Annotated in this window: 21 protein-coding genes, 2 pseudogenes and 1 riboswitch; of the genes and pseudogenes, 13 read left to right on the top strand and 10 right to left on the bottom strand. The window is 71.0% G+C overall.

What is annotated here, in order from left to right; all coding sequences use genetic code 11:
* Positions 1–112: 112 nt before the first annotated feature.
* Positions 113–541 (bottom strand): annotated as a pseudogene (locus GA0115234_RS23525) (peptidoglycan DD-metalloendopeptidase family protein); the annotation flags it as partial.
* A gap of 421 nt (positions 542–962) precedes the next feature.
* On the opposite strand from GA0115234_RS23525, the gene rpsB reads away from it, so the two are divergent.
* The 10 genes from rpsB (at position 963) to GA0115234_RS23475 (ending at position 11525) form a co-directional block, all read left to right on the top strand.
* Positions 963–1880: a 30S ribosomal protein S2 gene (gene rpsB / locus GA0115234_RS23520; RefSeq protein WP_093545017.1), complete on the top strand. Its 918-nt coding sequence runs from the start codon at positions 963–965 to the stop codon at positions 1878–1880.
* Positions 1881–1979: 99 nt separating this feature from the next.
* Entirely contained in the window at positions 1980–2816 is an 837-nt protein-coding gene (tsf, locus tag GA0115234_RS23515) for a translation elongation factor Ts (RefSeq protein ID WP_093545014.1), read from the top strand.
* Between the two features lie 159 nt (positions 2817–2975).
* A complete protein-coding gene (gene pyrH, locus GA0115234_RS23510; protein WP_093545011.1) occupies positions 2976–3752 on the top strand; it encodes a UMP kinase in 777 nt (258 codons plus the stop codon).
* Positions 3753–3927: 175 nt separating this feature from the next.
* A complete protein-coding gene (gene frr, locus GA0115234_RS23505; protein WP_093545310.1) occupies positions 3928–4485 on the top strand; it encodes a ribosome recycling factor in 558 nt (185 codons plus the stop codon).
* Entirely contained in the window at positions 4485–5570 is a 1086-nt protein-coding gene (locus GA0115234_RS23500) for a phosphatidate cytidylyltransferase (RefSeq protein WP_093545008.1), read from the top strand. The genes frr and GA0115234_RS23500 overlap by 1 nt, the downstream gene beginning before the upstream one ends.
* A 93-nt stretch (positions 5571–5663) precedes the next feature.
* Positions 5664–6770 carry a 23S rRNA (adenine(2503)-C(2))-methyltransferase RlmN gene (gene rlmN, locus GA0115234_RS23495; protein WP_093545005.1) on the top strand — a complete coding sequence of 369 codons (1107 nt, stop codon included), beginning with the start codon at positions 5664–5666 and terminating at the stop codon, positions 6768–6770.
* Between the two features lie 55 nt (positions 6771–6825).
* Positions 6826–6942: riboswitch (TPP riboswitch) on the top strand.
* Positions 6943–7015: 73 nt separating this feature from the next.
* On the top strand, positions 7016–8128 hold the full coding sequence (locus tag GA0115234_RS23490; protein ID WP_093545002.1) for a thiamine ABC transporter substrate-binding protein: 1113 nt from the start codon (positions 7016–7018) through the stop codon (positions 8126–8128).
* Positions 8129–8244: 116 nt separating this feature from the next.
* On the top strand, positions 8245–9858 hold the full coding sequence (locus GA0115234_RS23485) for an ABC transporter permease (protein WP_093545306.1): 1614 nt from the start codon (positions 8245–8247) through the stop codon (positions 9856–9858).
* Between the two features lie 2 nt (positions 9859–9860).
* Positions 9861–10886 carry an ABC transporter ATP-binding protein gene (locus GA0115234_RS23480; RefSeq protein WP_093544998.1) on the top strand — a complete coding sequence of 342 codons (1026 nt, stop codon included), beginning with the start codon at positions 9861–9863 and terminating at the stop codon, positions 10884–10886.
* 186 nt (positions 10887–11072) lie between these two features.
* On the top strand, positions 11073–11525 hold the full coding sequence (locus GA0115234_RS23475) for an SRPBCC family protein (protein ID WP_093544995.1): 453 nt from the start codon (positions 11073–11075) through the stop codon (positions 11523–11525).
* Positions 11526–11537: 12 nt separating this feature from the next.
* On the opposite strand, the gene GA0115234_RS23470 is transcribed toward GA0115234_RS23475, so the two are convergent.
* From GA0115234_RS23470 to GA0115234_RS23450, 5 genes are all read right to left on the bottom strand, one after another.
* Positions 11538–12662 carry an LOG family protein gene (locus GA0115234_RS23470; protein WP_093544992.1) on the bottom strand — a complete coding sequence of 375 codons (1125 nt, stop codon included), beginning with the start codon at positions 12660–12662 and terminating at the stop codon, positions 11538–11540.
* Between the two features lie 54 nt (positions 12663–12716).
* The gene (locus GA0115234_RS23465) at positions 12717–13901 is read right to left on the bottom strand and encodes a hypothetical protein (protein ID WP_093544989.1); all 1185 of its coding nucleotides are present in this window, start codon (positions 13899–13901) and stop codon (positions 12717–12719) included.
* On the bottom strand, positions 13883–14620 hold the full coding sequence (locus GA0115234_RS23460) for an ABC transporter ATP-binding protein (RefSeq protein ID WP_093544986.1): 738 nt from the start codon (positions 14618–14620) through the stop codon (positions 13883–13885). The genes GA0115234_RS23465 and GA0115234_RS23460 overlap by 19 nt, the downstream gene beginning before the upstream one ends.
* Positions 14621–14899: 279 nt before the next feature.
* On the bottom strand, positions 14900–16279 hold the full coding sequence (locus tag GA0115234_RS23455; protein ID WP_072487209.1) for an aspartate aminotransferase family protein: 1380 nt from the start codon (positions 16277–16279) through the stop codon (positions 14900–14902).
* Positions 16264–16755: an Lrp/AsnC family transcriptional regulator gene (locus GA0115234_RS23450; protein WP_176729251.1), complete on the bottom strand. Its 492-nt coding sequence runs from the start codon at positions 16753–16755 to the stop codon at positions 16264–16266. Before GA0115234_RS23450 ends, GA0115234_RS23455 begins: the two co-directional genes overlap by 16 nt.
* A 178-nt stretch (positions 16756–16933) precedes the next feature.
* On the opposite strand from GA0115234_RS23450, the gene GA0115234_RS23445 reads away from it, so the two are divergent.
* The 3 genes from GA0115234_RS23445 to GA0115234_RS23435 all read left to right on the top strand — a co-directional run bounded on the left by GA0115234_RS23445 (position 16934) and on the right by GA0115234_RS23435 (position 20325).
* Positions 16934–18373 carry a gamma-aminobutyraldehyde dehydrogenase gene (locus tag GA0115234_RS23445; protein ID WP_093544983.1) on the top strand — a complete coding sequence of 480 codons (1440 nt, stop codon included), beginning with the start codon at positions 16934–16936 and terminating at the stop codon, positions 18371–18373.
* Positions 18374–18561: 188 nt separating this feature from the next.
* Positions 18562–19725 (top strand): polyamine ABC transporter substrate-binding protein, encoded by a 1164-nt coding sequence (locus GA0115234_RS23440; RefSeq protein ID WP_093544980.1) that lies wholly within the window; start codon positions 18562–18564, stop codon positions 19723–19725.
* A 54-nt stretch (positions 19726–19779) separates the two neighbouring features.
* Positions 19780–20325, top strand: a complete 546-nt coding sequence (locus GA0115234_RS23435; RefSeq protein WP_176729250.1) for a hypothetical protein — start codon at positions 19780–19782, stop codon at positions 20323–20325.
* A 1-nt stretch (position 20326) separates the two neighbouring features.
* On the opposite strand, the gene GA0115234_RS23430 is transcribed toward GA0115234_RS23435, so the two are convergent.
* The 4 genes and pseudogenes from GA0115234_RS23430 to GA0115234_RS43625 all read right to left on the bottom strand — a co-directional run.
* Positions 20327–21523: a serine hydrolase domain-containing protein gene (locus GA0115234_RS23430; RefSeq protein ID WP_093544974.1), complete on the bottom strand. Its 1197-nt coding sequence runs from the start codon at positions 21521–21523 to the stop codon at positions 20327–20329.
* Between the two features lie 55 nt (positions 21524–21578).
* Positions 21579–22325, bottom strand: coding sequence for a response regulator transcription factor (locus tag GA0115234_RS23425; RefSeq protein WP_093544971.1), 747 nt, complete (start codon positions 22323–22325; stop codon positions 21579–21581).
* Positions 22322–23464, bottom strand: coding sequence for a sensor histidine kinase (locus GA0115234_RS23420; protein ID WP_237541662.1), 1143 nt, complete (start codon positions 23462–23464; stop codon positions 22322–22324). The genes GA0115234_RS23425 and GA0115234_RS23420 overlap by 4 nt, the downstream gene beginning before the upstream one ends.
* A 232-nt stretch (positions 23465–23696) precedes the next feature.
* Positions 23697–23878: pseudogene (locus GA0115234_RS43625) on the bottom strand (SAM-dependent methyltransferase); the annotation flags it as partial.

Below are 23878 nucleotides of genomic sequence, written 5' to 3'. Positions count from 1 at the left end.
GAAGCAGCCTGGACGGGCCCCGTCGCAGCAGTGACGGCGGCAGCAGTGACAGCGGATCAAGATAGGTGTCACCGCGCCGCAGCCCCCAGTGCAGACAGCCCGGCGCACAGTGGAAGGGCCCCGCCTCCACGACAGCCACCACCTGTCCCGCCGTCACCTTCTCGCCCTTGGCGACCAGCGCGCGCACCGGTTCGTACGTGGTCCGCAGCGGGGGATCGCCACTGCCGGCCACTTCGATCGCCAGCACCCCGCGCCCCGCCACCCGTCCTGCGAACGAGACCTGTCCCGGGGCGGCGGCGAGCACCGCCGTATCCGGCCCCGCGGCGAGGTCGACGCCGCGGTGGCCCCGCGCGTAGGGGCCCGCCGGGGGCTCCCATCCCCGTACGACCGCGGGCCGCCCGGCGAGCGGCCAGGCCCGGTCGTCACCCGCCGTCGGCGCCGGTGCGGGCACGGGATCGGGTGCCGGGGCCGCCGCTCCGGCGGCGGCCGACGGGCCGCACACCACCGCCAGCAGGGCCACCGCCGCCACGAGCACCGCCATGAACGCCCGCCGTCCGCGAAGGGTCGGTAACCCGTGGGGCAAGGCCCCGCAGAGCCCGTTCCGGAAACGGGAAGCGGTCGGGACGCCCCGAGCGGCCGGGGCGAACGGGCTGAGCGGGCTGGTCGGATCAGTTGCGCGTCGCATGGCAGAACCGTCCCGCAGCCGGCCGATCCGCGGGGATCATGAACCGGATCTGTGGACAACCGACCGGTTGTGGACAGCGCCGTCACCCGGCACCCGGGCCGTCCCGTACACTTCCTATGGCGATCCGGGTCACCGGGTCGACTTCGCACGCCCCGCCACCTCCCTCTCTGTGGACGGTGGCCGCGCTCCTCGGTCCCTTGTGGCACGGCGCGTCGGGGCGTCAGGCGCGACAGCAATCCTGCGGTCGCGACAACCGAGCACCTCAAGGAGTACGGCCATGGCCGTCGTCACGATGCGGGAGCTGCTGGAAAGCGGCGTCCACTTCGGTCACCAGACCCGTCGCTGGAACCCGAAGATGAAGCGCTTCATCTTCACCGAGCGCAACGGCATCTACATCATCGACCTGCTCCAGTCGCTGTCGTACATCGACCGCGCCTACGAGTTCGTCAAGGAGACCGTCGCCCACGGCGGCTCCATCATGTTCGTGGGTACGAAGAAGCAGGCCCAGGAGGCCATCGCCGAGCAGGCGACGCGCGTCGGCATGCCGTACGTCAACCAGCGTTGGCTCGGTGGCATGCTCACCAACTTCTCCACCGTCTACAAGCGCCTTCAGCGTCTGAAGGAGCTCGAGCTCATCGACTTCGAGGACGTGGCCGCCTCCGGCCTCACCAAGAAGGAGCTCCTGGTCCTCTCCCGCGAGAAGGCCAAGCTGGAGAAGACCCTCGGTGGTATCCGCGAGATGCAGAAGGTGCCGAGCGCCGTCTGGATCGTCGACACCAAGAAGGAGCACATCGCCGTCGGTGAGGCGCGCAAGCTCCACATCCCGGTCGTCGCGATCCTCGACACCAACTGCGACCCCGACGAGGTCGACTACAAGATTCCGGGCAACGACGACGCGATCCGCTCCGTCACCCTGCTCACCCGTGTGATCGCCGACGCCGTCGCCGAGGGCCTCATCGCCCGTTCCGGTGCCGCCACCGGTGACTCGAAGCCGGGCGAGAAGGCCGCCGGCGAGCCGCTCGCCGAGTGGGAGCGCGACCTGCTCGAGGGCGACAAGAAGGCCGACGCCGAGGTGCAGACCTCCGCCGAGACCGAGAAGGTCGCGGACGCCGAGGCCGCTGAGGCCCCCGCCGCCGAGGCCGCTGCCGAGGCACCGGCTGCCGAGGCCCCGGCCGCGGACGCCGAGCAGGCCTGACACCCGTCACGGCTGAAGACGGCGGGGGCCGGTGCCACAAGCACCGCCCCCGCCGTTCACCCGTAGATCTTTCAGACTTCGAGAGAGAAACCCAGACTCATGGCGAACTACACCGCCGCTGACGTCAAGAAGCTCCGCGAGCTGACCGGCGCCGGCATGATGGACTGCAAGAAGGCGCTCGACGAGGCCGACGGCAACGTCGACAAGGCCGTCGAGGCGCTCCGTATCAAGGGCCAGAAGGGCGTCGCCAAGCGCGAGGGCCGTTCTGCCGAGAACGGCGCCGTCGTCTCCCTCATCTCCGAGGACCAGACGTCCGGTGTTCTGCTGGAGCTGAAGTGCGAGACGGACTTCGTCGCCAAGGGTGAGAAGTTCCAGAACGTCGCGAACACCCTCGCCGCGCACGTCGCCGCCACCTCCCCGGCCGACATCCAGGCGCTGCTCGCCTCCGAGATCGAGGCCGGCAAGACCGTTCAGGCGTACGTCGACGAGGCCAACGCCAACCTCGGCGAGAAGATCGTCCTGGACCGCTTCGAGCAGTTCGCCGGCGCGTACGTCTCCGCGTACATGCACCGCACCATGCCCGACCTGCCGCCGCAGATCGGTGTTCTGGTCGAGCTGGACAAGGCCGACGCCGAGCTGGCCAAGGGCATCGCGCAGCACATCGCCGCGTTCGCCCCGAAGTACCTGTCCCGCGAGGACGTCCCGGCCGAGGTCGTCGAGGCCGAGCGCCGCGTCGCCGAGGAGACCACGCGCGCCGAGGGCAAGCCCGAGGCCGCGCTCCCGAAGATCGTCGAGGGTCGCGTCAACGGCTTCTTCAAGGAGGCCACCCTCCTCGGCCAGCCGTACGCGCTGGACAACAAGAAGTCCGTCCAGAAGGTCCTGGACGAGGCCGGTGTCACCCTGAAGCGCTTCTCGCGCATCAAGGTCGGCATCTGAGTCCGTCCGCGAACAACGGTGGACCCCGATAGGGTCTAGTGCAGTCGTCGGCAGCACTCATGCCGTACGACCGCAGAACTGACGAGGAGGCCATTGCCGCTGAGGGACACCAGACCCACCGGCAATGGCCTTCTTCGTATGTGCACGAGGAGAATCTCCATGAACAAGGGCGCGGACGCCGCACAAGGTGACCACAAGCGCGACGACGGCAAGGTGGCCGGACGCTTCATGCTGAAGCTGTCCGGAGAGGCGTTCGCCGGCGGCGGGGGTCTCGGTGTCGACCCCGACGTCGTACACGCCATCGCCCGGGAAATCGCGGCGGTCGTCCGTGACGGCGCGGAAATCGCGGTCGTCATCGGCGGCGGCAACTTCTTCCGCGGCGCCGAGCTCCAGCAGCGCGGCATGGACCGGGCCAGGTCCGACTACATGGGCATGCTCGGCACGGTCATGAACTGCCTGGCACTCCAGGACTTCCTGGAGAAGGAGGGCATCGACTCCCGCGTCCAGACCGCCATCACCATGGGGCAGGTCGCGGAGCCGTACATCCCGCTGCGCGCCGTGCGCCACCTGGAGAAGGGCCGCGTCGTCATCTTCGGCGCCGGCATGGGGATGCCCTACTTCTCCACCGACACCACTGCCGCCCAGCGCGCCCTGGAGATCGACGCAGAGGCTCTCCTGATGGGCAAGAACGGGGTGGACGGGGTCTACGACTCCGACCCGAGGAGCAACCCCGACGCGGTGAAGTTCGACGCGCTCGAGTACAGCGAGGTTCTCGCCCGCGATCTCAAGGTCGCCGACGCCACCGCCATCACGCTCTGCCGCGACAACGACCTGCCGATCCTCGTCTTCGAGCTGACCGCCACCGGCAATATCGCCCGCGCGGTCAAGAGTGAGAAGATCGGCACGCTCGTGAGTGACCGGAGCACTCGGGACTGAGTGCCGGGGGACCCTCCCGGAGTGCGACGGGAGGTCCGGGCCCCGGGGGAGACCCCGGACCGGCCCGAAGGATGGACAACGGCCTGCCGGTCGGACACCGTGCAGGTGAGGACGCGACGCAGGACCCGCCGGGCCCCGGCACGCCGGGCCCGCTCAAGACACGCAGGAGCACGTGGTGATCGAAGAAACCCTCCTCGAGGCCGAGGAGAAGATGGAGAAGGCCGTCGTCGTCGCGAAAGAAGACTTCGCCGCGATCCGTACCGGCCGTGCGCACCCGGCGATGTTCAACAAGATCGTCGCCGACTACTACGGCGCGCTGACCCCGATCAACCAGCTCGCCTCGTTCTCGGTGCCCGAGCCGCGCATGGCCGTCGTGACGCCGTTCGACAAGACCGCGCTGCGCAACATCGAGCAGGCCATCCGCGACTCGGACCTCGGCGTCAACCCGAGCAACGACGGCAATATCATCCGGGTGACCTTCCCGGAGCTCACCGAGGAGCGCCGCCGCGACTACATCAAGGTCGCCAAGAGCAAGGCCGAGGACTCCAAGATCTCCATCCGCGCCGTGCGCCGCAAGGCCAAGGAGACCCTCGACAAGCTGGTCAAGGACAAGGAGTCGGGCGAGGACGAGGTGCGTCGCGCCGAGAAGGAGCTCGACGACACCACCGCGAAGTACGTCGCGCAGGTCGACGAGCTGCTCAAGCACAAGGAAGCCGAGCTGCTCGAAGTCTGATGAACGACTCTTCCTGGGGCGCCCCGCAGGGAGCCGGCCGCTGGGGTGCGCCCGAGATGAGGGCTGCCCCGGCGGGTCCTGCTTACGATGTGCATGACGCCCAGCACACTCGGCCCATGCCCATCGTGCCGGACGATCCCGACGCAGGTAGAGACGCTGACGACCGTGATGACCGGGACCAGGGGGCCGGACGCCTGAGCGGCGGCCCCCTGTTCCGTGACGAGAAGCCGCAGGAGCCCATGTCCACCGCGCCGCCGCCCCCGCAGAAGAAACGTGCGGGCCGTGATCTGCGAGCCGCCATAGGGGTCGGTGTGGGGCTCGGCGCCGTCATCATCGCCTCGCTGTTCATCGTGAAGGCCGTCTTCGTCGGTGTGATCGCCGTCGCCGTCGTCGTGGGCCTGTGGGAGCTGACCTCCCGCCTGCAGGAGCGCAAGGGCATCAAGGCACCGCTCGTCCCGCTGGCGGTGGGCGGTGCGGCGATGGTCGTCGCCGGTTACGCGTGGGGTGCCGAGGGCGCCTGGGTGGCGACGGCGCTGACCGCGCTGGCGGTGCTCGTCTGGCGGATGACCGAGCCGCCCGAGGGCTACCTCAGGGATGTCACGGCCGCTGTGTTCGCGACGTTCTACGTACCGTTCCTCGCCACCTTCGTCGCCATGCTCCTGACCGCCCACGACGGGCGGTGGCGGGTGCTCACCTTCCTGCTGCTGACCGTGGTCAGCGACACGGGTGCGTACGCCGTCGGCTGGCGCTTCGGGAAGCACAAGCTCGCGCCGCGCATCAGCCCCGGAAAGACCCGGGAGGGCCTGTTCGGAGCCGTCGCCTTCGCGATGGTCGCCGGTGCGCTGTGCATGGAGTTCCTGATCGACGGCGGTTCCTGGTGGCAGGGGCTGTTGCTCGGCCTCGCCGTCGCGGCCAGCGCCACCCTCGGTGACCTGGGCGAGTCGATGATCAAGCGGGACCTCGGGATCAAGGACATGGGCACGCTGCTGCCGGGGCACGGCGGCATCATGGACCGGCTGGACTCGCTGCTGCCGACCGCCCCGGTGGTGTGGCTGCTGCTGGTGCTCTTCGTCGGCTCCGGCTGAGACCACACCCCTGACCTGGGATTTTACGAGTGAGGGCCCGCTGTCCACAGGACGGCGGGCCCTCGCTGTTCCGTCTGCGACACTGGATGAACCATGCCTAAGCCCGGAGAACTCACTTTCGTCGCGCCCCGCGGAGCCAAGAAGCCGCCGCGGCACCTCGCCGACCTCACGCCCGCCGAGCGCAAGGAAGCCGTCGCCGCGATCGGCGAGAAGCCGTTCCGCGCCCAGCAGCTCTCGCAGCACTACTTCGCGCGGTACGCGCACGACCCGGCCGAGTGGACCAACATCCCGGCCGGATCGCGGGACAAGCTCGCCGAGGCGATGTTCCCCGACCTGATGTCCGTGGTCCGGCACATCAGCTGCGACGACGACACCACCCGCAAGACGCTCTGGAAGCTGCACGACGGGACGCTCGTCGAGTCCGTCCTGATGCGCTACCCGGAGCGGGTGACGATGTGCATCTCCTCGCAGGCGGGATGCGGGATGAACTGCCCGTTCTGTGCGACGGGGCAGGCCGGTCTCGACCGCAATCTGTCGACCGCCGAGATCGTCCACCAGATCGTGGACGGGATGCGGGCGCTGCGCGACGGGGAGGTCCCCGGGGGCCCGGCGCGGCTCTCCAACATCGTCTTCATGGGCATGGGCGAGCCGCTCGCCAACTACAACCGCGTGGTCGGCGCGATCCGCCGGCTGACCGACCCGGAGCCGGACGGGCTGGGGCTCTCGCAGCGCGGGATCACCGTCTCCACCGTGGGCCTGGTGCCCGCGATGCTCCGTTTCGCGGACGAGGGCTTCAAGTGCCGTCTCGCCGTCTCGCTGCACGCGCCGGACGACGAGCTGCGCGACACCCTCGTTCCCGTGAACACGCGCTGGAAGGTCGCGGAGGTGCTGGACGCCGCGTGGGAGTACGCGGAGAAGTCCGGCCGCCGCATCTCCATCGAGTACGCGCTGATCCGTGACATCAACGACCAGGCATGGCGCGGCGACCGGCTCGGCCGGCTCCTCAAGGGCAAGCGGGTGCACGTCAACCTGATCCCGCTGAACCCCACGCCCGGTTCCAAGTGGACCGCCTCCCGCCCCGAGGACGAGAAGGCGTTCGTCGAGGCGATCGCGGCCCATGGAGTGCCGGTCACCGTGCGGGACACCCGCGGCCAGGAGATCGACGGAGCCTGCGGGCAGCTGGCGGCCGCCGAGCGCTGAGGCCGCTCCCGGGCGGGCCCCGGGGCCCGTGTAATCTGGGCCTGAAATCAACTTCATATTCCGACAGGGGAGCGCCACAGCGCTGAGAGTGCGGCACCGAGGACAGGTCGGCCGCAGACCCTCTGAACCTCGCCCGGGTCATTCCGGGTAGGAAGTTCGGTCATCAACTCATGCTGTTGCGCCCTGCCCGCTTCCCGCGGGCGGGGCCGCGTCTCTTCCTGGCCAAAACCCAGGAGGAATCCACCATGACCACCACGCGCAGAACCAGGCAGCTCGCGGCGTCGGCCGTCGCCGCCGCGCTCGGCGTCACCGCACTCGCCGGATGCGGGAGCTCCGACGACCAGGCCTCTGGTTCCGGCGGTACGAAGGGCTCGGGCTCCAAGACCGTGACCCTTGTCAGCCACGACTCCTTCAACGCCTCCAAGGACGTGCTGAAGGAGTTCACCGAGGAGACCGGCTACACCGTCAAGGTGCTGAAGAGCGGCGACGCGGGTGTCGCGCTCAACCAGGAGATCCTGACCAAGGGCTCCCCGCGCGGCGACGTGTTCTTCGGCGTCGACAACACGCTGCTCTCCCGCGCCCTCGACAGCGGGCTCTTCGCGCCGTACCAGGCGAAGGGCCTCGACCGGGTCGCCGCGGACACCCGGCTCGACGCGGACAAGCACCGGGTCACCCCGGTCGACACCGGCGACATCTGCGTCAACTACGACAAGAAGTTCTTCGCCGACAAGAAGCTCGCGCCGCCGCAGTCCTTCGACGATCTGGCGAAGCCCGCGTACAAGAACCTCCTCGTCACCGAGAACGCCGGGACCTCCTCGCCCGGCCTCGGCTTCCTCCTCGGCACCGTCGCCGCCTACGGCGAGAAGGGCTACCAGGACTACTGGAAGAAGCTGAAGAGCAACGGCGTCAAGGTCGTCGACGGCTGGGAGCAGGCGTACAACGAGGAGTTCTCCGGCTCGGCCGGTGGGAAGAAGGCCAAGGCGGACCGGCCGCTCGTCGTCTCGTACGCCTCCAGCCCGCCCGTCGAGGTCCTGTACGCGAAGCCGCAGCCGAAGACCGCACCGACCGGGGTGGCCACCGGGACCTGCTTCCGCCAGATCGAGTTCGCGGGGCTGCTGACGGGCGCGAAGAACGAGGCGGGCGGCAAGGCGCTGCTGGACTTCCTGATCAGCAAGAGGTTCCAGGAGGACATGCCGCTCAACATGTTCGTGAACCCGGTCGCCAAGGACGCGAAGCTGCCGGAGCTCTTCACGGAGTTCGGCGCGACGGTGGACCGGCCGGCGACCGTGGCCCCGGACCTCATCGCCAAGAACCGTGAGCAGTGGGTCCAGTCGTGGTCCTCGCTCGTAGTGAAGTAACGAAGACGCCCGGACGCCGACCGGACGCGGGCGGGAACGCTCCCCGCGGCCGGTCGGCGCGCGCGGACCACGCCCGAGCGAAGGCCCGGCGCGGGAACGCGGTGCGGCTCGGCCTGATGGCCGTGCCCGTCGCGTTCTTCGCGCTGTTCTTCGCCTACCCGGTCGCCGCGATCGTCGGCCGGGGCCTGAAGGTGGACGGCGTCTGGCAGTTCGGCCGGATCGGCGAGGTGCTGGCCCGGCCGGACATCCGCGAGGTCCTCTGGTTCACCAGTTGGCAGGCGCTCGCCTCGACCGCGCTGACCCTGCTGATCGCGCTGCCCGGCGCCTATGTCTTCGCCCGCTTCGACTTCCCCGGCAGACAACTGCTGCGGGCGGTCGTCACCGTGCCGTTCGTCCTGCCGACCGTGGTCGTCGGGACGGCCTTCCTGGCGCTGCTGGGACGCGGCGGATTCCTCGACGAACTCTGGGGCGTACGGCTCGACACCACCGTCTGGGCGATTCTGCTCGCCCATGTCTTCTTCAACTACGCGGTGGTCGTCCGGACGGTCGGCGGGCTGTGGGCCCAGCTCGACCCCCGGCAGGAGGAGGCCGCCAGGGTGCTGGGCGCCGGACGGTTCGCCGCCTGGCGGCGGGTCACCCTGCCGGCCCTCGCGCCGGCGGTGGCCGCCGCCGCGCTGATGGTCTTCCTCTTCACCTTCACCTCGTTCGGGGTCGTACAGATCCTCGGCGGTCCCGGGTACTCCACGCTGGAGGTGGAGATCTACCGGCAGACCGCGCAACTGCTCGCCCTGCCGACGGCGGCCGTGCTGACGCTGGTGCAGTTCGCCGCCGTCGGTGCGATCCTCGCCGTGCACGCGTGGACCGTACGGCGCCGGGAGACCGCGCTGAGGCTGGTCGATCCGGCGCGGACCGCCCGCAGGCCGCGCGGCGCGGGGCAGTGGGCGCTGCTCTGCGGGGTGCTGCTGACCGTGCTGCTGCTGATCCTGCTGCCGCTCGGGGTGCTGGTCGAGCGCTCCTTCGACACCGGCGGCGGGCATGGTTTCGACTTCTACCGTGCCCTGGCGTCCGTGGACGCGGGCGGCGGTACGTTCCTGGTCGCGCCGCTCGAAGCGATCGGGAACTCCTTGCAGTACGCGCTGGTCGCGACGGTCATCGCGCTCGTCATCGGCGGGCTCGCCGCCGCGGCCCTGACCCGGCGGGCGGGCCGGCTGGTGCGCGGTTTCGACGCCCTGCTGATGCTGCCGCTCGGGGTGTCCGCGGTCACCGTCGGCTTCGGCTTCCTGATCACCCTGGACAAGCCACCGCTGGATCTGCGGACCTCCTGGATCCTGGTGCCGCTCGCCCAGGCGCTGGTCGGGGTGCCCTTCGTCGTACGGACCATGCTGCCGGTGCTGCGCGCGGTGGACGGGCGGCTGCGGGAGGCGGCCTCGGTGCTCGGGGCGTCCCCGCTGCGGGCCTGGCGGGAGGTCGATCTGCCGCTGGTGCGGCGGGCGTTGCTGGTTGCTGCCGGTTTCGCGTTCGCCGTCTCGCTCGGCGAGTTCGGCGCGACGGTGTTCATCGCGCGGCCCGACCGCCCGACGCTGCCGGTCGCCGTGGCCCGGTTGCTGGGGCGGGCCGGGGAGCTCAACTACGGCCAGGCGATGGCCCTCAGCACCATCCTGATGGTGGTCTGCGCCGTCTCGCTGCTGCTGCTCGAACGTATCCGCACGGACCGGTCCGGGGAGTTCTAGAGATGCTGACACTGGAATCGGCCACCGTTCGCTTCGGCGCGCGGGCGGCGCTCGACGCGGTGGACCTGGAGGTCGCCGAGCACGAGACCCTCTGTGTGCTCGGGCCGAGCGGAAGCGGCAAGTCCACCCTGCTGAGAGTGGTCGCCGGACTGCATCCGCCGGACGGCGGCCGGGTGCTGCTGGACGGCGCGGACCAGGCCGGGGTGCCGGTGCACCGGCGCGGCCTCGGCCTGATGTTCCAGGACCACCAGCTGTTCCCGCACCGGGACGTCGGCGCCAATGTCGCGTTCGGGCTGCGGATGCGCGGGGTGTCGCGCCGCGACCAGGAGCACAGGGTCGGCGAACTCCTCGACCTGGTGGGCCTGCCCGGCGCCGAACGGCGTGCCGTCGCCGCGCTGTCCGGGGGCGAGCAGCAGCGCGTCGCCCTCGCGCGGGCCCTCGCCCCGCGCCCCAAGCTGCTGATGCTGGACGAGCCGCTCGGCCAGCTCGACCGCGGACTGCGTGAGCGGCTCGTCGTCGAACTGCGCACGCTCTTCGGGCGGTTGGGTACGACGGTGCTCGCCGTCACGCACGACCAGGGCGAGGCGTTCGCCCTGGCCGACCGGGTGGTGGTGATGCGCGACGGACAAATCGCGCAGGCGGGCACCCCGCTGGAGGTCTGGCAGCGGCCCGCCTCCGCCTTCGTCGCCCGGTTCCTCGGTTTCGACAACGTGGTCGGGGCGACCGTCGCCGGTACCGTCGCCGACACGGTGTGGGGCAAGGTGCCGGTGCCCGGGGGCTCGCCGCAGGGGGCGTGCGATCTGCTGGTGCGGCCGGCCGGGGTCCGGATCGGCGCCCCGGAGGAGGGGCTGCGCTGCGTGGTCGGGACGCGTACGTTCCGCGGCAACCACGTCGCCGTGCGGCTGACGCCGGAGCGCGGTCCGGTCCTGGAGGCGGAGTGCGCGCTGCGCGACGCCCCCGAGGAGGGCTCGGCGGTGGGGGCCGGATTCGACGCGGCGGAGACCGTCGTCCTGCCCGCCCGTCCCTGACCGGGCGCGGTCGCCGCGCCCACCGGGCCGGGGCGGCACCGGTCGCGGGATCCGGCCGGCGGCCGGACGATGGCCTGATGGCCCTGAGCGCGGTCGCGGCCGCCCCGGGGGAGCCTCCGGCACGTCCTCGCGGGCGGCCCGGGGGCCGGGCAGCGGATCCGGGACGACTCCGGGAAGGACAGGACAATGACCGAGTCAGCACGTGAGGGCATCGACATCACCCGCGTCCTCGACGCCCCGCGCGAGCGGGTCTTCGAGGCCTGGACGACGCCCGAGCACTTCGCGGCCTGGTACGGCGGTGACGCCGAGGTGCCGCTCGACCGGGTGTCGATGGACGTCAGGCCGGGCGGCGCCTGGAGCCTGGTCATCGTGGTGCCGGGCACGGAGATGCCCTTCCACGGGGTCTACCGCGAGGTGGTGGCCCCCGAGCGGCTGGTGTTCACGCTCAAGGACGCCTCCGCGCCCGCCGACATCGAGGGCGAGACCGTCACCGCCACCTTCACCGACCGCGGCGACCGGACCACCGAGCTGGTCTTCCGGCAGCGCGGCGGCAACCTGACGGCCGAACAGTACGCGGCGGCCGAGGACGGCTGGGAGGCGTTCTTCGACGCGCTCGCGGTCCGGCTGGCGTCCTTCTGAACCGGCCCCGGCCTACGGTTTCGCCGACAACCGGGCGAGTGCCCCGGGGGCCTCGTCCACCGTGTCCACCAGCGCGATCACGGACTCCATCGCCCGGCCCGCGGCCAGCGCCCGCAGCAGCGGCCACGCGGGCAGCGCACGCGTCCAGTGGGCCCGGCCGACCAGCACCACCGGGGTCGGGCCGCCGAGGGAGTCGTAGTAGTTCGGCGTCGTGCTGTCGAAGATCTCCTGTACGGTTCCGGCCGCGCCGGGCAGGAAGATCACGCCCGCCGTGGAACGGGTGAGCAGCCCCTCCTCGCGCAGCGCGTTGGCGAAGTACTTGGCGATCCGGTCCGCGAACGGGTTCGGCGGCTCGTGTCCGTAGAACCAGGTGGGGATCGAGACGGAGTCGCCACCGCCCGGCCAGCGCCGGCGCACGTCGAAGGCGGCCAGCGCCCAGTCGGTGACCGAGGGGGTGAACGAGGGGGCCGCGGCCAGCAGGGCGCAGGCCTCCGCCAGCACGGGATCGGGGTGCGGCGCCGTGTACGCCCCGAGATTCGCGGCCTCCATCGCGCCGGGCCCGCCGCCGGTGGCCACTGTCAGGCCGTCCCGGGCCAGGGTCCGCCCGAGCCGGGCCGCGGCCGCGTACGGGGCGCTGCCCCGGGCCGTCGCGTGGCCGCCCATCACCCCGACCACGCGGGCCCCGGCGAGGAAATCGCCCAGCGCGTCCGAGACCGCGTCGTCGTGGAGCGCCCGCAGCATCGACGCGAAGGCGTCGCCGTTGGCCCGGGTCCGCTGGAACCAGCGGTACGCGCGGGCGTCGGGCGTCGCCTCGTAGCCGCCCTCGGACAGCCCCGCGTAGAGCGCGTCGGGGGAGTAGAGCAGACCGCGGTACGGATCGAAGGGGAGCCCGGGAACCGGCGGGAAGACGAACGCTCCGTCGGCCCGCACCTTCGCCGCCGCCCCGGGCCCCATCCGGCAGCCGAGGAACACGGCGCCGGCCGTGTCGGCGGACCGCAGGGCGGCGCCCCGGCCCGTCAGGTCGAGGGACTGGATCCGGTGTCCCGCCAGCGTCCCCGAGGCGACCGCCTCGTCGAACGCGGCGAGGGACTCGATCTCGGGGCCGGGCGGGGGACTGGTTTCGTCCGGATTGTCCACGCTGTCATGCTACGCAGCGGCCGCCAGGGAGGCCCGGGGCCGTGGCGCGCGTCCTCAGACCGTCAGCGGCAGCGCGGCCAGCTCCGCGATCAGCCAGGTCAGCGGGGCGAAGACCAGCAGCAGTGCGGCGGCGCGCAGGGCCGTCGCGGCGCGCAGCGCCGATGGCGGGGCGCCGAGCCGCAGCAGTGCCCGCGCCGTCTGTGCGCGGGCCTGCCTCGCCTCCAGCGCCGTCGTCAGCAGCGTCGCCGTCGTGCAGCCGAGGACGAGTACCGCGCCCAGTGCCGTGAGCGGGCCGAGAGGGTGGGCCCCCGCCCCGTAGAGCGCGTAGCCGCCGACCGCCGCGGTGAGCACCGCGCAGACCACACCGAGGGGCCGGCCGATCCGGCGCGACTCGTCCATCAGCACCCGGCCCGCCAGCAGCCGTACGGCGCCGGGCCGCACCGCCTGGAGCAGCCGCCCGCACAGATACGCCAGGCCCGGCCCCGCCACGGCAAGCCCGACCGCCGTCAGCGTCCACCCCGCCAGCACCCCGGCCGGGGTGGCTTCGAGCCGGCCGGGCAGCGGAAGCAGGCTGTGACCGCCGCCCCGGCTCATGTACGCCTCGACGGCGAGGCCGACCGCGGCCAGCGCGACGCCCCACGGCAGCCCCGCCGGAGGCGCCGTCGGAGGGGGCGCCTCCGGTTCCGTCAGGACCTTCGAGGCGGCGTTGTCCGGGGCTGCCGTCGAGACCGGCTCGGCGCGCAGCGCGAGCGCGCTCGCCGTCGCCGCGACCACCGGGACCAGGGCCAGCAGCACCAGTGCGGCGGCGAGCGGCAGCGGGGCCTCGGCGTCGAGCAGTCCGGCCGCCGCGCCGTCGAACGGCAGCCCGGTCAGATCACCTCGCAGATGCAGGAAGAACAGCAGCGCCACCATCGACCCCAGGGTGCAGGAGACGGCGGTGGAGACCGCGGCGAGCACGGCGAGCCGGACCGGGCCGAGGCCCACGGCGGACAGCCCGGAGCGCGGCCGTGTGCTCGGGTCCGTACGGGCCACCGCGACCGCGAACTGCACGGTGGCGGCGAGCGGCACCAGGCTCCAGAGCAGGCGCAGCACGGCCCCGGTGGAGTGCGCCGGATGCCCCGACGCGTAACTCAGGGTGCAGAGCAGCAGGAAGCCGACACCGGCCGAGGCGGCGGCGACCAGCAGCCGCCGCAGCAGCACCAGCGGGTGGGAGCCCCGGGCTAGACGGAGAGCGAGCACGCCGCGCGGCCTTCCGTATCGGACCCGGCGGGCAGGGCGACGGTGGCGACGCGGCGGCCGTCCAGCAGCGGGACCGTACGGTCGGCGAGGGCGGCGATCTCCGCGTCATGGGTGGCGAACACGATCGTGATGCCGTGCGAACGGGCCGCGCTGGTGAGGGTGCGCAGCACATGCGTCCGGTCGCTGCGGTGCAGGGTCGCGGTCGGCTCGTCGGCGAAGATCACCGTGGGGGCGCCGGCCAGGGCGCGGGCCACGGCGATCCGCTGGCGCTGCCCCTGGAGGAGAGTGTGCGGTCGCTGTCTGGCGCAGGGGCCGATGTCGAGCCGCTCCAGCCACTCCAGGGCCACCTTCTTCGCCTCCCGGCGCGGGGTGCCGCGCAGCAGCAGCGGAAGGGCCGTGTTCTCCCAGGTGTTCAGTTCGGGCACGAGCTGGGGCTCGGGGGCGATCCAGCCGAACCGGTCGCGGCGCAGCCGTTCGCGCAGCCGGGGGCCCATGGTGTGGACGGGGACGCTGTTGAACCACACCTCGCCCTGCTCGGGCACCAGCTGGCCGGACAGACAGTGCAGCAGGGTCGTCTTGCCGCAGCCCCGGGGGCCGGTCACGGCGAGGATCTCGCCGTCACGGACGCCCAGCGAGATGCCGCCGAGCGCGGGTGAGCCGTTGTGGGAGTGGTGCAGGGAACGCGCCCAGATCACGTCGTTGTCCGGCGGGGCCACCATGGCGTACACCTCGGTTCAGATCGTAATTCCCGTCCCCCGTACGGGGGAACGAAGAGGGGGCCGATCGGTCACTCGGCACCGTAGGGATCAGAACCGCGGTGAGCGCACAGCACACGGCCCGGGTGCGCCCCTTCCCACTCGAATGGGCGCATCCGGGCCGTGTGGACCGTATGAGGATGACGGCTGGAAGCCGGTCAAGCAGTGGTCAAGCGATGGTCAAGCCGGGAGACCGGCCGGCCGGCGGCCGATCCGTGGTCGGCCGACCGGTCGCGGTACCGGTCAGAGCTTGGTCCACGCCTCCGTGAGGACGGTGCGCAGGATGCCCTCGATCTCGTCGAACGTCGACTGGTCGGAGACCAGCGGCGGCGCGAGCTGGACGACCGGGTCGCCGCGGTCGTCGGCCCGGCAGTACAGGCCGTTGTCGTACAGCGCCTTGGAGAGGAAGCCGTACAGGACGCGCTCGGTCTCCTCGTCGGTGAAGGTCTCCTTGGTGGCCTTGTCCTTCACCAGCTCGATGCCGTAGAAGAAGCCGTTGCCGCGGACGTCGCCGACGATCGGCAGGTCGAGGAGCTTCTGCAGCGTGGTGAAGAAGGCGTTCTCGTTGTCCAGGACGTGCTGGTTGAGGCCCTCGCGCTCGAAGATGTCGAGGTTGGCGAGGCCGACCGCCGCGGAGACCGGGTGGCCACCGAAGGTGTAGCCGTGCAGGAAGGTGTTGTCACCCTCGTAGAACGGCGCGGCGATGCGGTCCGAGACGATGCAGGCACCGATCGGGGAGTAGCCCGAGGTCATGCCCTTGGCGCAGGTGATCATGTCCGGCACGTAGCCGAACTTGTCGCAGGCGAACATCGTGCCGAGGCGGCCGAAGGCGCAGATGACCTCGTCGGAGACGAGCAGCACGTCGTACTTGTCGCAGATCTCGCGGACGCGCTGGAAGTATCCGGGCGGCGGCGGGAAGCAGCCACCGGCGTTCTGCACCGGCTCCAGGAAGACCGCGGCGACGGTCTCCGGGCCCTCGAAGAGGATCTCCTGCTCGATCTGGTCGGCGGCCCAGCGGCCGAAGGCCTCGGGGTCGTCGCCGTGGATCGGGGCGCGGTAGATGTTGGTGTTCGGCACCTTGTGCGCGCCGGGGACCAGCGGCTCGAAGGGGGCCTTCAGGGCCGGCAGGCCGGTGATGGACAGGGCGCCCTGCGGGGTGCCGTGGTAGGCGACCGCACGCGAGATGACCTTGTACTTGGTCGGCTTGCCCTGGAGCTTGAAGTACTGCTTGGCCAGCTTCCAGGCGGTCTCCACGGCCTCGCCGCCACCGGTGGTGAAGAAGACCTTGTTGAGGTCGCCCGGAGCGTAGTCGGCCAGGCGCTCGGCCAGCTCGACGGCCTTCGGGTGGGCGTAGGACCAGACCGGGAAGAAGCCCAGCTCCTGGCCCTGCTTGTACGCCGCCTCGGCGAGCTCGTGACGGCCGTGGCCGGCGTTGACCACGAACAGGCCGGACAGGCCGTCCAGGTAACGCTTGCCCTGGTCGTCGAAGATGTAGGTGCCCTCGCCACGCACGATGGTGGGAACGGGCGCGTTCTCGTAGTCCGACATGCGGGTGAAGTGCATCCACAGGTGGTCGTACGCGGTTCGGCTGAGGTCCTTGCTCACGGCTATCGGGTTCCCCACATATAGGTCTGCTTCTTGAGCTTCAGGTACACAAAGCTCTCGGTGGAGCGCACGCCGGGGAGGGCCCGGATGCGTTTGTTGATCGTTTCCAGCAGGTGGTCGTCGTCCTCGCAGACGATCTCCACCATCAGGTCGAAGGAGCCCGCGGTCATCACCACGTACTCGCACTCGGCCATGGCCGACAGCGCCTCGGCGACGGGGTCGAGGTCTCCCTCGACATTGATGCCGACCATCGCCTGCCGCCGGAACCCCACGGTGAGGGGATCGGTGACGGCGACGATCTGCATCACGCCCTGATCGAGCAGCTTCTGGACGCGCTGCCGCACGGCCGCCTCGGAGAGGCCGACGGCCTTGCCGATCGCGGCGTACGGACGGCGTCCGTCCTCCTGGAGCTGCTCGATGATTGCGAGGGAGACGGCATCGACCGCTGGTGACGATCCGTTCCCGGTCCTGGAGTCTGCGCTGCGACTGGCCACGCATCCACTGTGCACCGGGACTCGTCTGTCTGGCAACCCCAGATCGATGAAATTCGTTGTTTGAGGGTCCGGATCTCACTGAATCCGAAGTTCACAGCGGTTGGGCATGTCGAAAGCGACATCCGAACGACTACTCTGGGCATCTCATCCATTGGACGTGTCGACAGGAGGGGTGGTTGTGACCACCGAGGTGCGCCGTCTGCGCAACTACATCAACGGAGAGTTCCGGGACGCCGCTGACGGGCGGACCATCGACGTGGTCAACCCGGTGACGGAGGAGGTCTACGCGACCTCGCCGCTCTCGGGACAGGCCGATGTCGATGCCGCGATGGACGCCGCCGCGGCCGCTTTCCCCGCCTGGCGCGATGCCACGCCCGCCGAGCGCCAGAAGGCCCTGCTGAAGATCGCGGACGCCTTCGAGGAGCGCGCCGAGGACCTCATCGCCGCCGAGTCGGAGAACACCGGCAAGCCGCTCGAACTCACCCGCACCGAAGAGGTCCCCCCGATGGTGGACCAGATCCGCTTCTTCGCGGGTGCGGCGCGGATGCTCGAAGGCCGCTCGGCCGGCGAGTACATGGAGGGCCTCACCTCCATCATCCGGCGCGAGCCGGTCGGCGTCTGCGCGCAGGTCGCGCCGTGGAACTACCCGATGATGATGGCCGTCTGGAAGTTCGCCCCGGCGCTCGCCGCGGGCAACACCGTCGTCATCAAGCCGTCCGACACCACCCCGGCGTCGACCGTGCTGATCGCCGAGATCATCGGCCAGATCCTGCCCAAGGGCGTCTTCAACGTCATCTGCGGCGACCGGGACACCGGCCGCGCGATGGTCGAGCACCCGACTCCGGCGATGGCCTCCATCACCGGTTCGGTACGGGCCGGCATGCAGGTCGCCGAGTCCGCCGCCAAGGACGTCAAGCGGGTCCACCTGGAGCTCGGCGGCAAGGCCCCGGTCGTCGTCTTCGAGGACACCGACATCGCCAAGGCCGTCGAGGGCATCTCCGTCGCGGGCTACTTCAACGCCGGCCAGGACTGTACGGCCGCGACCCGCGTCCTGGTCCACGAGTCCATCCACGACGAGTTCGTCACCGCGCTCGCCAAGGCCGCCGCCGACACCAAGACGGGGCAGCCGGACGACGAGGACGTGCTGTACGGCCCCCTCAACAACGCCAACCAGCTGAAGCAGGTCAGCGGCTTCATCGAGCGGCTCCCCGCCCACGCCAAGGTCGAGGCGGGCGGCCACCGGGTCGGCGACAAGGGCTACTTCTACGCCCCGACCGTCGTCTCCGGCCTCAAGCAGGACGACGAGATCGTCCAGAACGAGGTATTCGGCCCGGTCATCACCGTCCAGAAGTTCACCGACGAGGCTCAGGCCGTGGAGTACGCCAACGGCGTCGAGTACGCCCTGGCGTCCTCGGTGTGGACCAAGGACCACGCCCGCGCCATGCGGATGTCCAAGAACCTCGACTTCGGCTGCGTGTGGATCAACACCCACATCCCGCTCGTCGCCGAGATGCCGCACGGCGGCTTCAAGAAGTCCGGCTACGGCAAGGACCTCTCCGCCTACGGCTTCGAGGACTACACCCGCATCAAGCACGTCATGACCTCGCTCGACGACTGATTCCCGTCAGCGGGCAGGTCACGGCCCCGGGCGCCCGCCCGGGGCCGTTCCCGTTCCCCGGCACCGATCCGCCCCCGGGCATCGACAGGGTGTGCGGACGGAGTGCGTGCCGCTGGACGGTTGGTCCATTGCCCGCCCCGCCGGCCGACGGGCATCCTGCGCAGGTGCGAGCAACCCCGAAGAACCCCATGTCCCGCCGGTCCCTGCTGCGCGCCCTCGGAGCCACGACGGCCGGTGCCGCGCTGGCCGGCTGCGGAGTGCCCGCCGCCTATGTGAAGCCCGGTGACCGTGCCGGACGCGACACCTCGGCGAGCGACCACACCCTGCACTTCGCGAACTGGCCCCTCTACATCGACACCGACGACAAGGACGCGTCGAAGCGGCCCACCCTCGACGGGTTCAGCAGGCGGACCGGGATCTCCGTGACGTACACCGAGGAGATCAACGACAACGACGAGTTCTTCGGGAAGATCAGCCCGGCGCTGATGAACCACCAGCAGACCGGCCGCGACCTGATCGTCATCAGCGACTGGATGTCCGCCCGGTTCGTACGGCTGGGCTGGGTGCAGGAGATGGACCGGGCGAAGCAGCCGAACGTCGCCAAATACCTGGACCCGCAGCTGCGGTCGCCCGCCTTCGACAAGGGCCGGACGCACAGCGTCCCCTGGCAGTCCGGGATCACCGGCATCGCGTACAACCGCAAGAAGCTCGGCCGCGAGATCAAGCACCTGAGCGACCTGTGGGCGGACGACCTGCGCGGCAAGGTGACGCTGCTGTCCGGGCTCGACGAGTCCTTCGCCCTGCTGATGCAGGGCAACGGCGTCGACATCACCCGCTGGCAGCGGGACGACTTCTACCAGGTGTGCGAGCAGGTCGAGAAGCTGGTGCGGAAGCGGCACATCCGCCGGTTCACCGGCAACGACTACATCAAGGACCTGTCGACCGGCGATGTGCTCGCCTGCCAGGCCTACTCCGGCGACGTCATCCAGCTCCAGGCCGACAACCCGGAGATCGAGTTCGTCGTCCCCGAGGAGGGGGCCGAACTCTGGTCGGAATCGCTGATGATCCCCAACCTCGCGCGCCACAAGCGCAACGCGGAGAAGCTCATCGACTACTACTACGAGCCGGAGGTCGCCGCCGAACTGGCGACCTGGGTCAACTACGTCTGCCCCGTCCCGGCCGCCCGCGAGGTGCTGGCCTCCGCCAAGGACGAGGAGACCGCCGCACTCGCCGAGGACCCGCTGATCTTCCCCGACGACGCGATGCGCAAGCGGCTCGTGATCGCCCGCGACGTCACGTCCGAGGAACGCACCGAGTTCGCGAAGAAATGGAACTCCGTCGTCGGGTTGTGAAGCGGCACGAGGGGTGGCGTAAAGGACTGGTAAACGCGGGCGTACGCTGCGGACATGAGCGAGCGAAGAGCCCTGCTGAGGCGCATACGCGTGTGGTTGGTCGCCTTTATCGTCTGTCTGGTCCTGAGCGGGCTGACCGCCTTCCCGCTCGTCCATGAACTCCACTGGGCCGAGGATCTGTTGAGGTCCTCGGCCTCTCCCGTGCCGGAGCACTTCCCGGCGCTGATGGAGTGGATCACCAAGGTCCGCGTCGGCCTCGACGAGGCCGACGCGAAGCACCCCTTCGTGCTGTACGGCACCGACTGGCTGGCCTTCGCCCATCTCGTCATCGCGGTCGCCTTCTACGGCCCCTACCGCGACCCGGTCCGCAATATCTGGGTCATCGAATTCGGCATGATCGCCTGTGCCGGAATCATCCCGCTCGCGCTGATCTGCGGGCCCATTCGTGACATCCCCTTCTGGTGGTCCGTCATCGACATGTCGTTCGGGGTCTTCGGGGTGATCCCACTGCTCGTCGTCCGCCGCATGATCAAGCGGCTGGAGGCCCTGGAGCGGACCCCGCTCCCGGAGCCCGCTCCGACGGCCGCCGCGGCGGGCTGAGTCACTCGACCGACGGGGCGCCGAAGGCGGCCACCACTATGTTCATCGCCGTGGGGTTCATGCCTTCCCCCTTCGCGTCCGTCGCGTTGACGTCGTAGACGAGGGTCCGGGAGAGATCACGGGTGGCCGCGACGGCCGTGTTGTAGCCCCAGCGTCCGCCCGTCTTGCCCCAGACCTCGCGCCCGCCCAGCCGCATCACCGAGAGCCCCGCGCTGTACGCGGCGGGCTTGCCCGTGCCGTACTCGCGGACCGAGGCGTCGGGCAGTGTGAACATCTCCTGGAGCAGCGGCCCCCGCACCACCTGCCCGCCGAACAGCGCCCGGGTGAAACGCTCCAGGTCGGCGGTGGTCGAGATCAGATCCCCCGCCGCCCAGGCGTCCGTCGCCCCCCACACCGTCACATCGCGCAGCTCGCCGGCCGTGCCGAAGAGCTGGTAGCCGTGGTTGTGCGGCCCGCGGATCGTCGGGTCGGTGCCGGGGAAGTACGTGTCCTCCAGGCGCAGGGGCTCCAGGACGCGGCGGGAGACCTGCGAGGCGTATGTGTCACCCGTGACCCGCTCGATCAGCAGGCCGGCCACGGTGTAGCCGGTGTTGGCGTAGTGCTGCTGGGTGCCGGGCGCGAAGTCCGGCTCCCGGGAGGTGGCTTCGCGCACGGTCCGCACCGGGTCGTGGAGGTCGAAGCGGTGTGCGTACCAGTCGTCCAGGTCGCCGCCGGAGCCGACGGACGGGATGCCGCTCGTGTGGTTCAGCAACTGGCGCACCGTGACGTCCTCGTACGCCGCCGGGATCAGATCCGGCAGATAGCGCCGGACCGGGCGGTCCAGGCCCAGCCTGCCCTCCCCGGCCAGTTGCAGCACGACGGCCGCCGTGAAGACCTTGGTGACCGAACCGGCCCGGAAGCGGCCGTCCGGGTCCGCCGGCCGCCCGGAGACCAGGTCGTGGACCCCGGCGCTGCCCCGCCAGCCGCCCTCGGTGCCCGAGACCCGCACCAGCGCGGCCGTGGCGTCGTCCTTCGGGAGCCCCTGGATCGCGGCCCGCAGCGCCCCGGCGTCCGGAGCCTCCCGGGCGGGTGCCCCCGGCGTGGCGTGGCCCGGGGCGGCCGAGGTACCGGACGCTGCCAGGGCCGGTACGGCGGGGCCCGCGGCGATGCCGAGGGCCAGTGCTGCTGCGACGACGGTGCGGGACGTGCGGGTGTTCATGTCCGGTGCCTCCCGGCGTGGGAACCTCAACTGCTGACGGATTCCATCCTGTTGATCAGCGTGCCCGGCCGGATCCCCCGAGCGGGGGTTTCCCGGAGGGAGGCCGCCTCCCCTGCGCGGGGGAGGAGGAGACAGGCCCTCCCTCCGGAGAGGGAGTGACGACGCCGCACTCGTACGCACAGATCACCGCCTGGATCCGGTCGCGCAGACCCAGCTTGGACAGCACATTGCCGACGTGGGTCTTCACCGTGTGCTCGCTGACGACCAGCGCCGCCGCGATCTCCGCGTTCGACAGTCCGCGGGCCAGGTGCAGCAGCGTCTCGTGCTCCCGGGTGGTCAGCACGTCCAGGCGCGCCGATGGTGCCACGGCCGTGGCGGGCGGGCGCGAGGTGTACTCGGCGATCAGCCGGCGCGCCACCGAAGGGGCCAGCAACGAGTCCCCGGCCGCCACCACCCGTACCGCGTGCACCAGGTCGTCGCGGCGGACGTCCTTGAGCAGGAAACCGCTCGCGCCCGCGTGCAGCGCCTCGTAGACGTACTCGTCGGAGTCGAAGGTGGTCAGCATGACCGTCCGGCAGCCGGTCTCGGCGCTGATGGTGCGGCAGGCCTCGATGCCGTCCGTGCCGGGCATCCGGATGTCGAGCAGCGCCACCTCGGGTGCCAGCCGCCGCACCGCCTCGACCGCCGCCCGGCCGTCGCCCGCCTCGGCCACCACCTCGATGTCCGGCTGCGCGTCCAGGATCATCGCGAAGCCGCTGCGCACCAGCTCCTGGTCGTCGGCCACCACCACATGGATCGTCAACTCTCCACTCCTGTCCCTTGCTCCGTCTCCCGTTCCTGCCGCGACCCCGTCCCCGTCCCCGACTCCTGCCGCGTCCGCGGAATCGTCACCCGGACCCGGAACCCCCGGCCGCCCGGACCGGCGCCGGTGCGGGCCGTGCCACCGTGCGCGGCGGCACGTTCCCGGATGCCGACCAGCCCCAGCCCGGACCCGCCGCCGGGGCCCCGTCCGTCATCGGTGACGGTGAGGGTCAGCGCCTCGGGGCCGTGGTCCAGCAGGATCCGGACCGTCGTCGCGTCCGCGTGCCTGACCACGTTCGTCAGGGCCTCCTGAACGATCCGGTAGACGGTCGTCTCGACCGCCGGACCCGGAGGGCGGGGGCGGCCCGTGACCTCGTACGAGACCGCCGGACCGCTGCCGCGCACCCGCGCCACGAGACCGGGCAGTCCGGCCAGCGCGGGCTGGGGCTCCCTCGGCGAGTCCGGCGAGCCCTCGTTCTCGCGCAGCACACCGAGCATCCGGCGCAGCTGGACCATCGCGTCGCGGCCCGTCTCCGAGATCGCGTCGAAGGCCGCCTCGGCACGCTCCGGCGCCGTGCGGACCGCCACCGGACCGGCCTCCGCCTGCACGATCATCAGGCTCACCGCATGGGACAGGATGTCGTGCATCTCCCGGGCGATCCGGGCCCGTTCGCGGGCCGCGGCCTGCTCGGCCTCGATCCGGTGCGTCAGCTCCAGCTGACGGGCCCGGTCCTCCACCGCGCGCAGATAGGCCCTGCGCGTCACCGTGAACCGGCCGAAGGCGTAGGCCGCCGCGAACACGAACAGGGAGAAGAGCAGCTCCCGCATGTCGTCGCTGCCGAGCCCGACCGAGGCCACCACCGCCAGCGCCATGAGCACCGCGATCCCGATCCGCTTCGGCGGCGAGGAGAGTTCGGCCACCGTGTAGAACGCCACCAGGCCGGTGTACGGGAGCGGCTGGCCCGGCCCGTCGACGGTGAACCCGTACAGGGCACCGGCCGCCAGCACCGCGACGAGGATCACGACCGGCGCCCGGCGGCGGGCCACCAGTGGCAGCACCATCAGGGTGGTCAGCCCGTACGCCGTCCACGTCGCGTCCGGCAGCCCCGGGGCGCGCGGCACGACGAACGGCATGGTCATGGCGGCCTGGACCAGCAGCGCGATGAGCAGGTCTCCACCACGGGAGCCGGTTCCCGTGGCGTGCCCCGGCACTCTCGCCAGGACGTCTCGTATCCGCATCGGACCGGCGCCGTCAGGGCTTCCGCGCCACCGTGGCGAACTGGGCGACCCGCGCCGCACCGGGCTCGGAACGCCAGTGCGCGCGCGACACGAGGTCCGGCTCCACCAGGTCGGGCCCCGCCAGGAAGCCGGCGAACGCGACGCGGCAGTCGGGCGTGGTGCGCCGGGCGACCTCGGGGGTGTGGTCCGCCAGACCGGTGCCGATGTCCAGGAACTGCCTGATCCCCGCCGCACCGGCCGGATACCCCACCGCCCGGCCCGGCAACGCCCGGTCGGCGCGCGCCACTTCACCGGTGCCCGGGTACGGGGCGGTGA

The sequence above is a fragment of the Streptomyces sp. DvalAA-43 genome (assembly GCF_900091725.1).
Taxonomy (GTDB): Bacteria; Actinomycetota; Actinomycetes; order Streptomycetales; family Streptomycetaceae; genus Streptomyces; species Streptomyces pulveraceus.
The sequence above is the reverse complement of the archived record's forward strand: the minus strand, read 5'-3'. Positions and strand labels throughout refer to the sequence as shown.

Bases quoted from the DNA above. Each gene is read 5' to 3' on its own strand.
- rpsB (WP_093545017.1), top strand. From the start codon at position 963: ATGGCCGTCGTCACGATGCGGGAGCTGCTGGAAAGCGGCGTCCACTTC.
- tsf (WP_093545014.1), top strand. From the start codon at position 1,980: ATGGCGAACTACACCGCCGCTGACGTCAAGAAGCTCCGCGAGCTGACC.
- pyrH (WP_093545011.1), top strand. From the start codon at position 2,976: ATGAACAAGGGCGCGGACGCCGCACAAGGTGACCACAAGCGCGACGAC.
- GA0115234_RS23500 (WP_093545008.1), top strand. From the start codon at position 4,485: ATGAACGACTCTTCCTGGGGCGCCCCGCAGGGAGCCGGCCGCTGGGGT.
- rlmN (WP_093545005.1), top strand. From the start codon at position 5,664: ATGCCTAAGCCCGGAGAACTCACTTTCGTCGCGCCCCGCGGAGCCAAG.
- GA0115234_RS23490 (WP_093545002.1), top strand. From the start codon at position 7,016: ATGACCACCACGCGCAGAACCAGGCAGCTCGCGGCGTCGGCCGTCGCC.
- GA0115234_RS23485 (WP_093545306.1), top strand. From the start codon at position 8,245: ATGGCCGTGCCCGTCGCGTTCTTCGCGCTGTTCTTCGCCTACCCGGTC.
- GA0115234_RS23480 (WP_093544998.1), top strand. From the start codon at position 9,861: ATGCTGACACTGGAATCGGCCACCGTTCGCTTCGGCGCGCGGGCGGCG.
- GA0115234_RS23475 (WP_093544995.1), top strand. From the start codon at position 11,073: ATGACCGAGTCAGCACGTGAGGGCATCGACATCACCCGCGTCCTCGAC.
- GA0115234_RS23460 (WP_093544986.1), bottom strand. From the start codon at position 14,620: ATGGTGGCCCCGCCGGACAACGACGTGATCTGGGCGCGTTCCCTGCAC.
- GA0115234_RS23440 (WP_093544980.1), top strand. From the start codon at position 18,562: ATGTCCCGCCGGTCCCTGCTGCGCGCCCTCGGAGCCACGACGGCCGGT.
- GA0115234_RS23435 (WP_176729250.1), top strand. From the start codon at position 19,780: ATGAGCGAGCGAAGAGCCCTGCTGAGGCGCATACGCGTGTGGTTGGTC.
- GA0115234_RS23430 (WP_093544974.1), bottom strand. From the start codon at position 21,523: ATGAACACCCGCACGTCCCGCACCGTCGTCGCAGCAGCACTGGCCCTC.
- GA0115234_RS23420 (WP_237541662.1), bottom strand. From the start codon at position 23,464: ATGACCATGCCGTTCGTCGTGCCGCGCGCCCCGGGGCTGCCGGACGCG.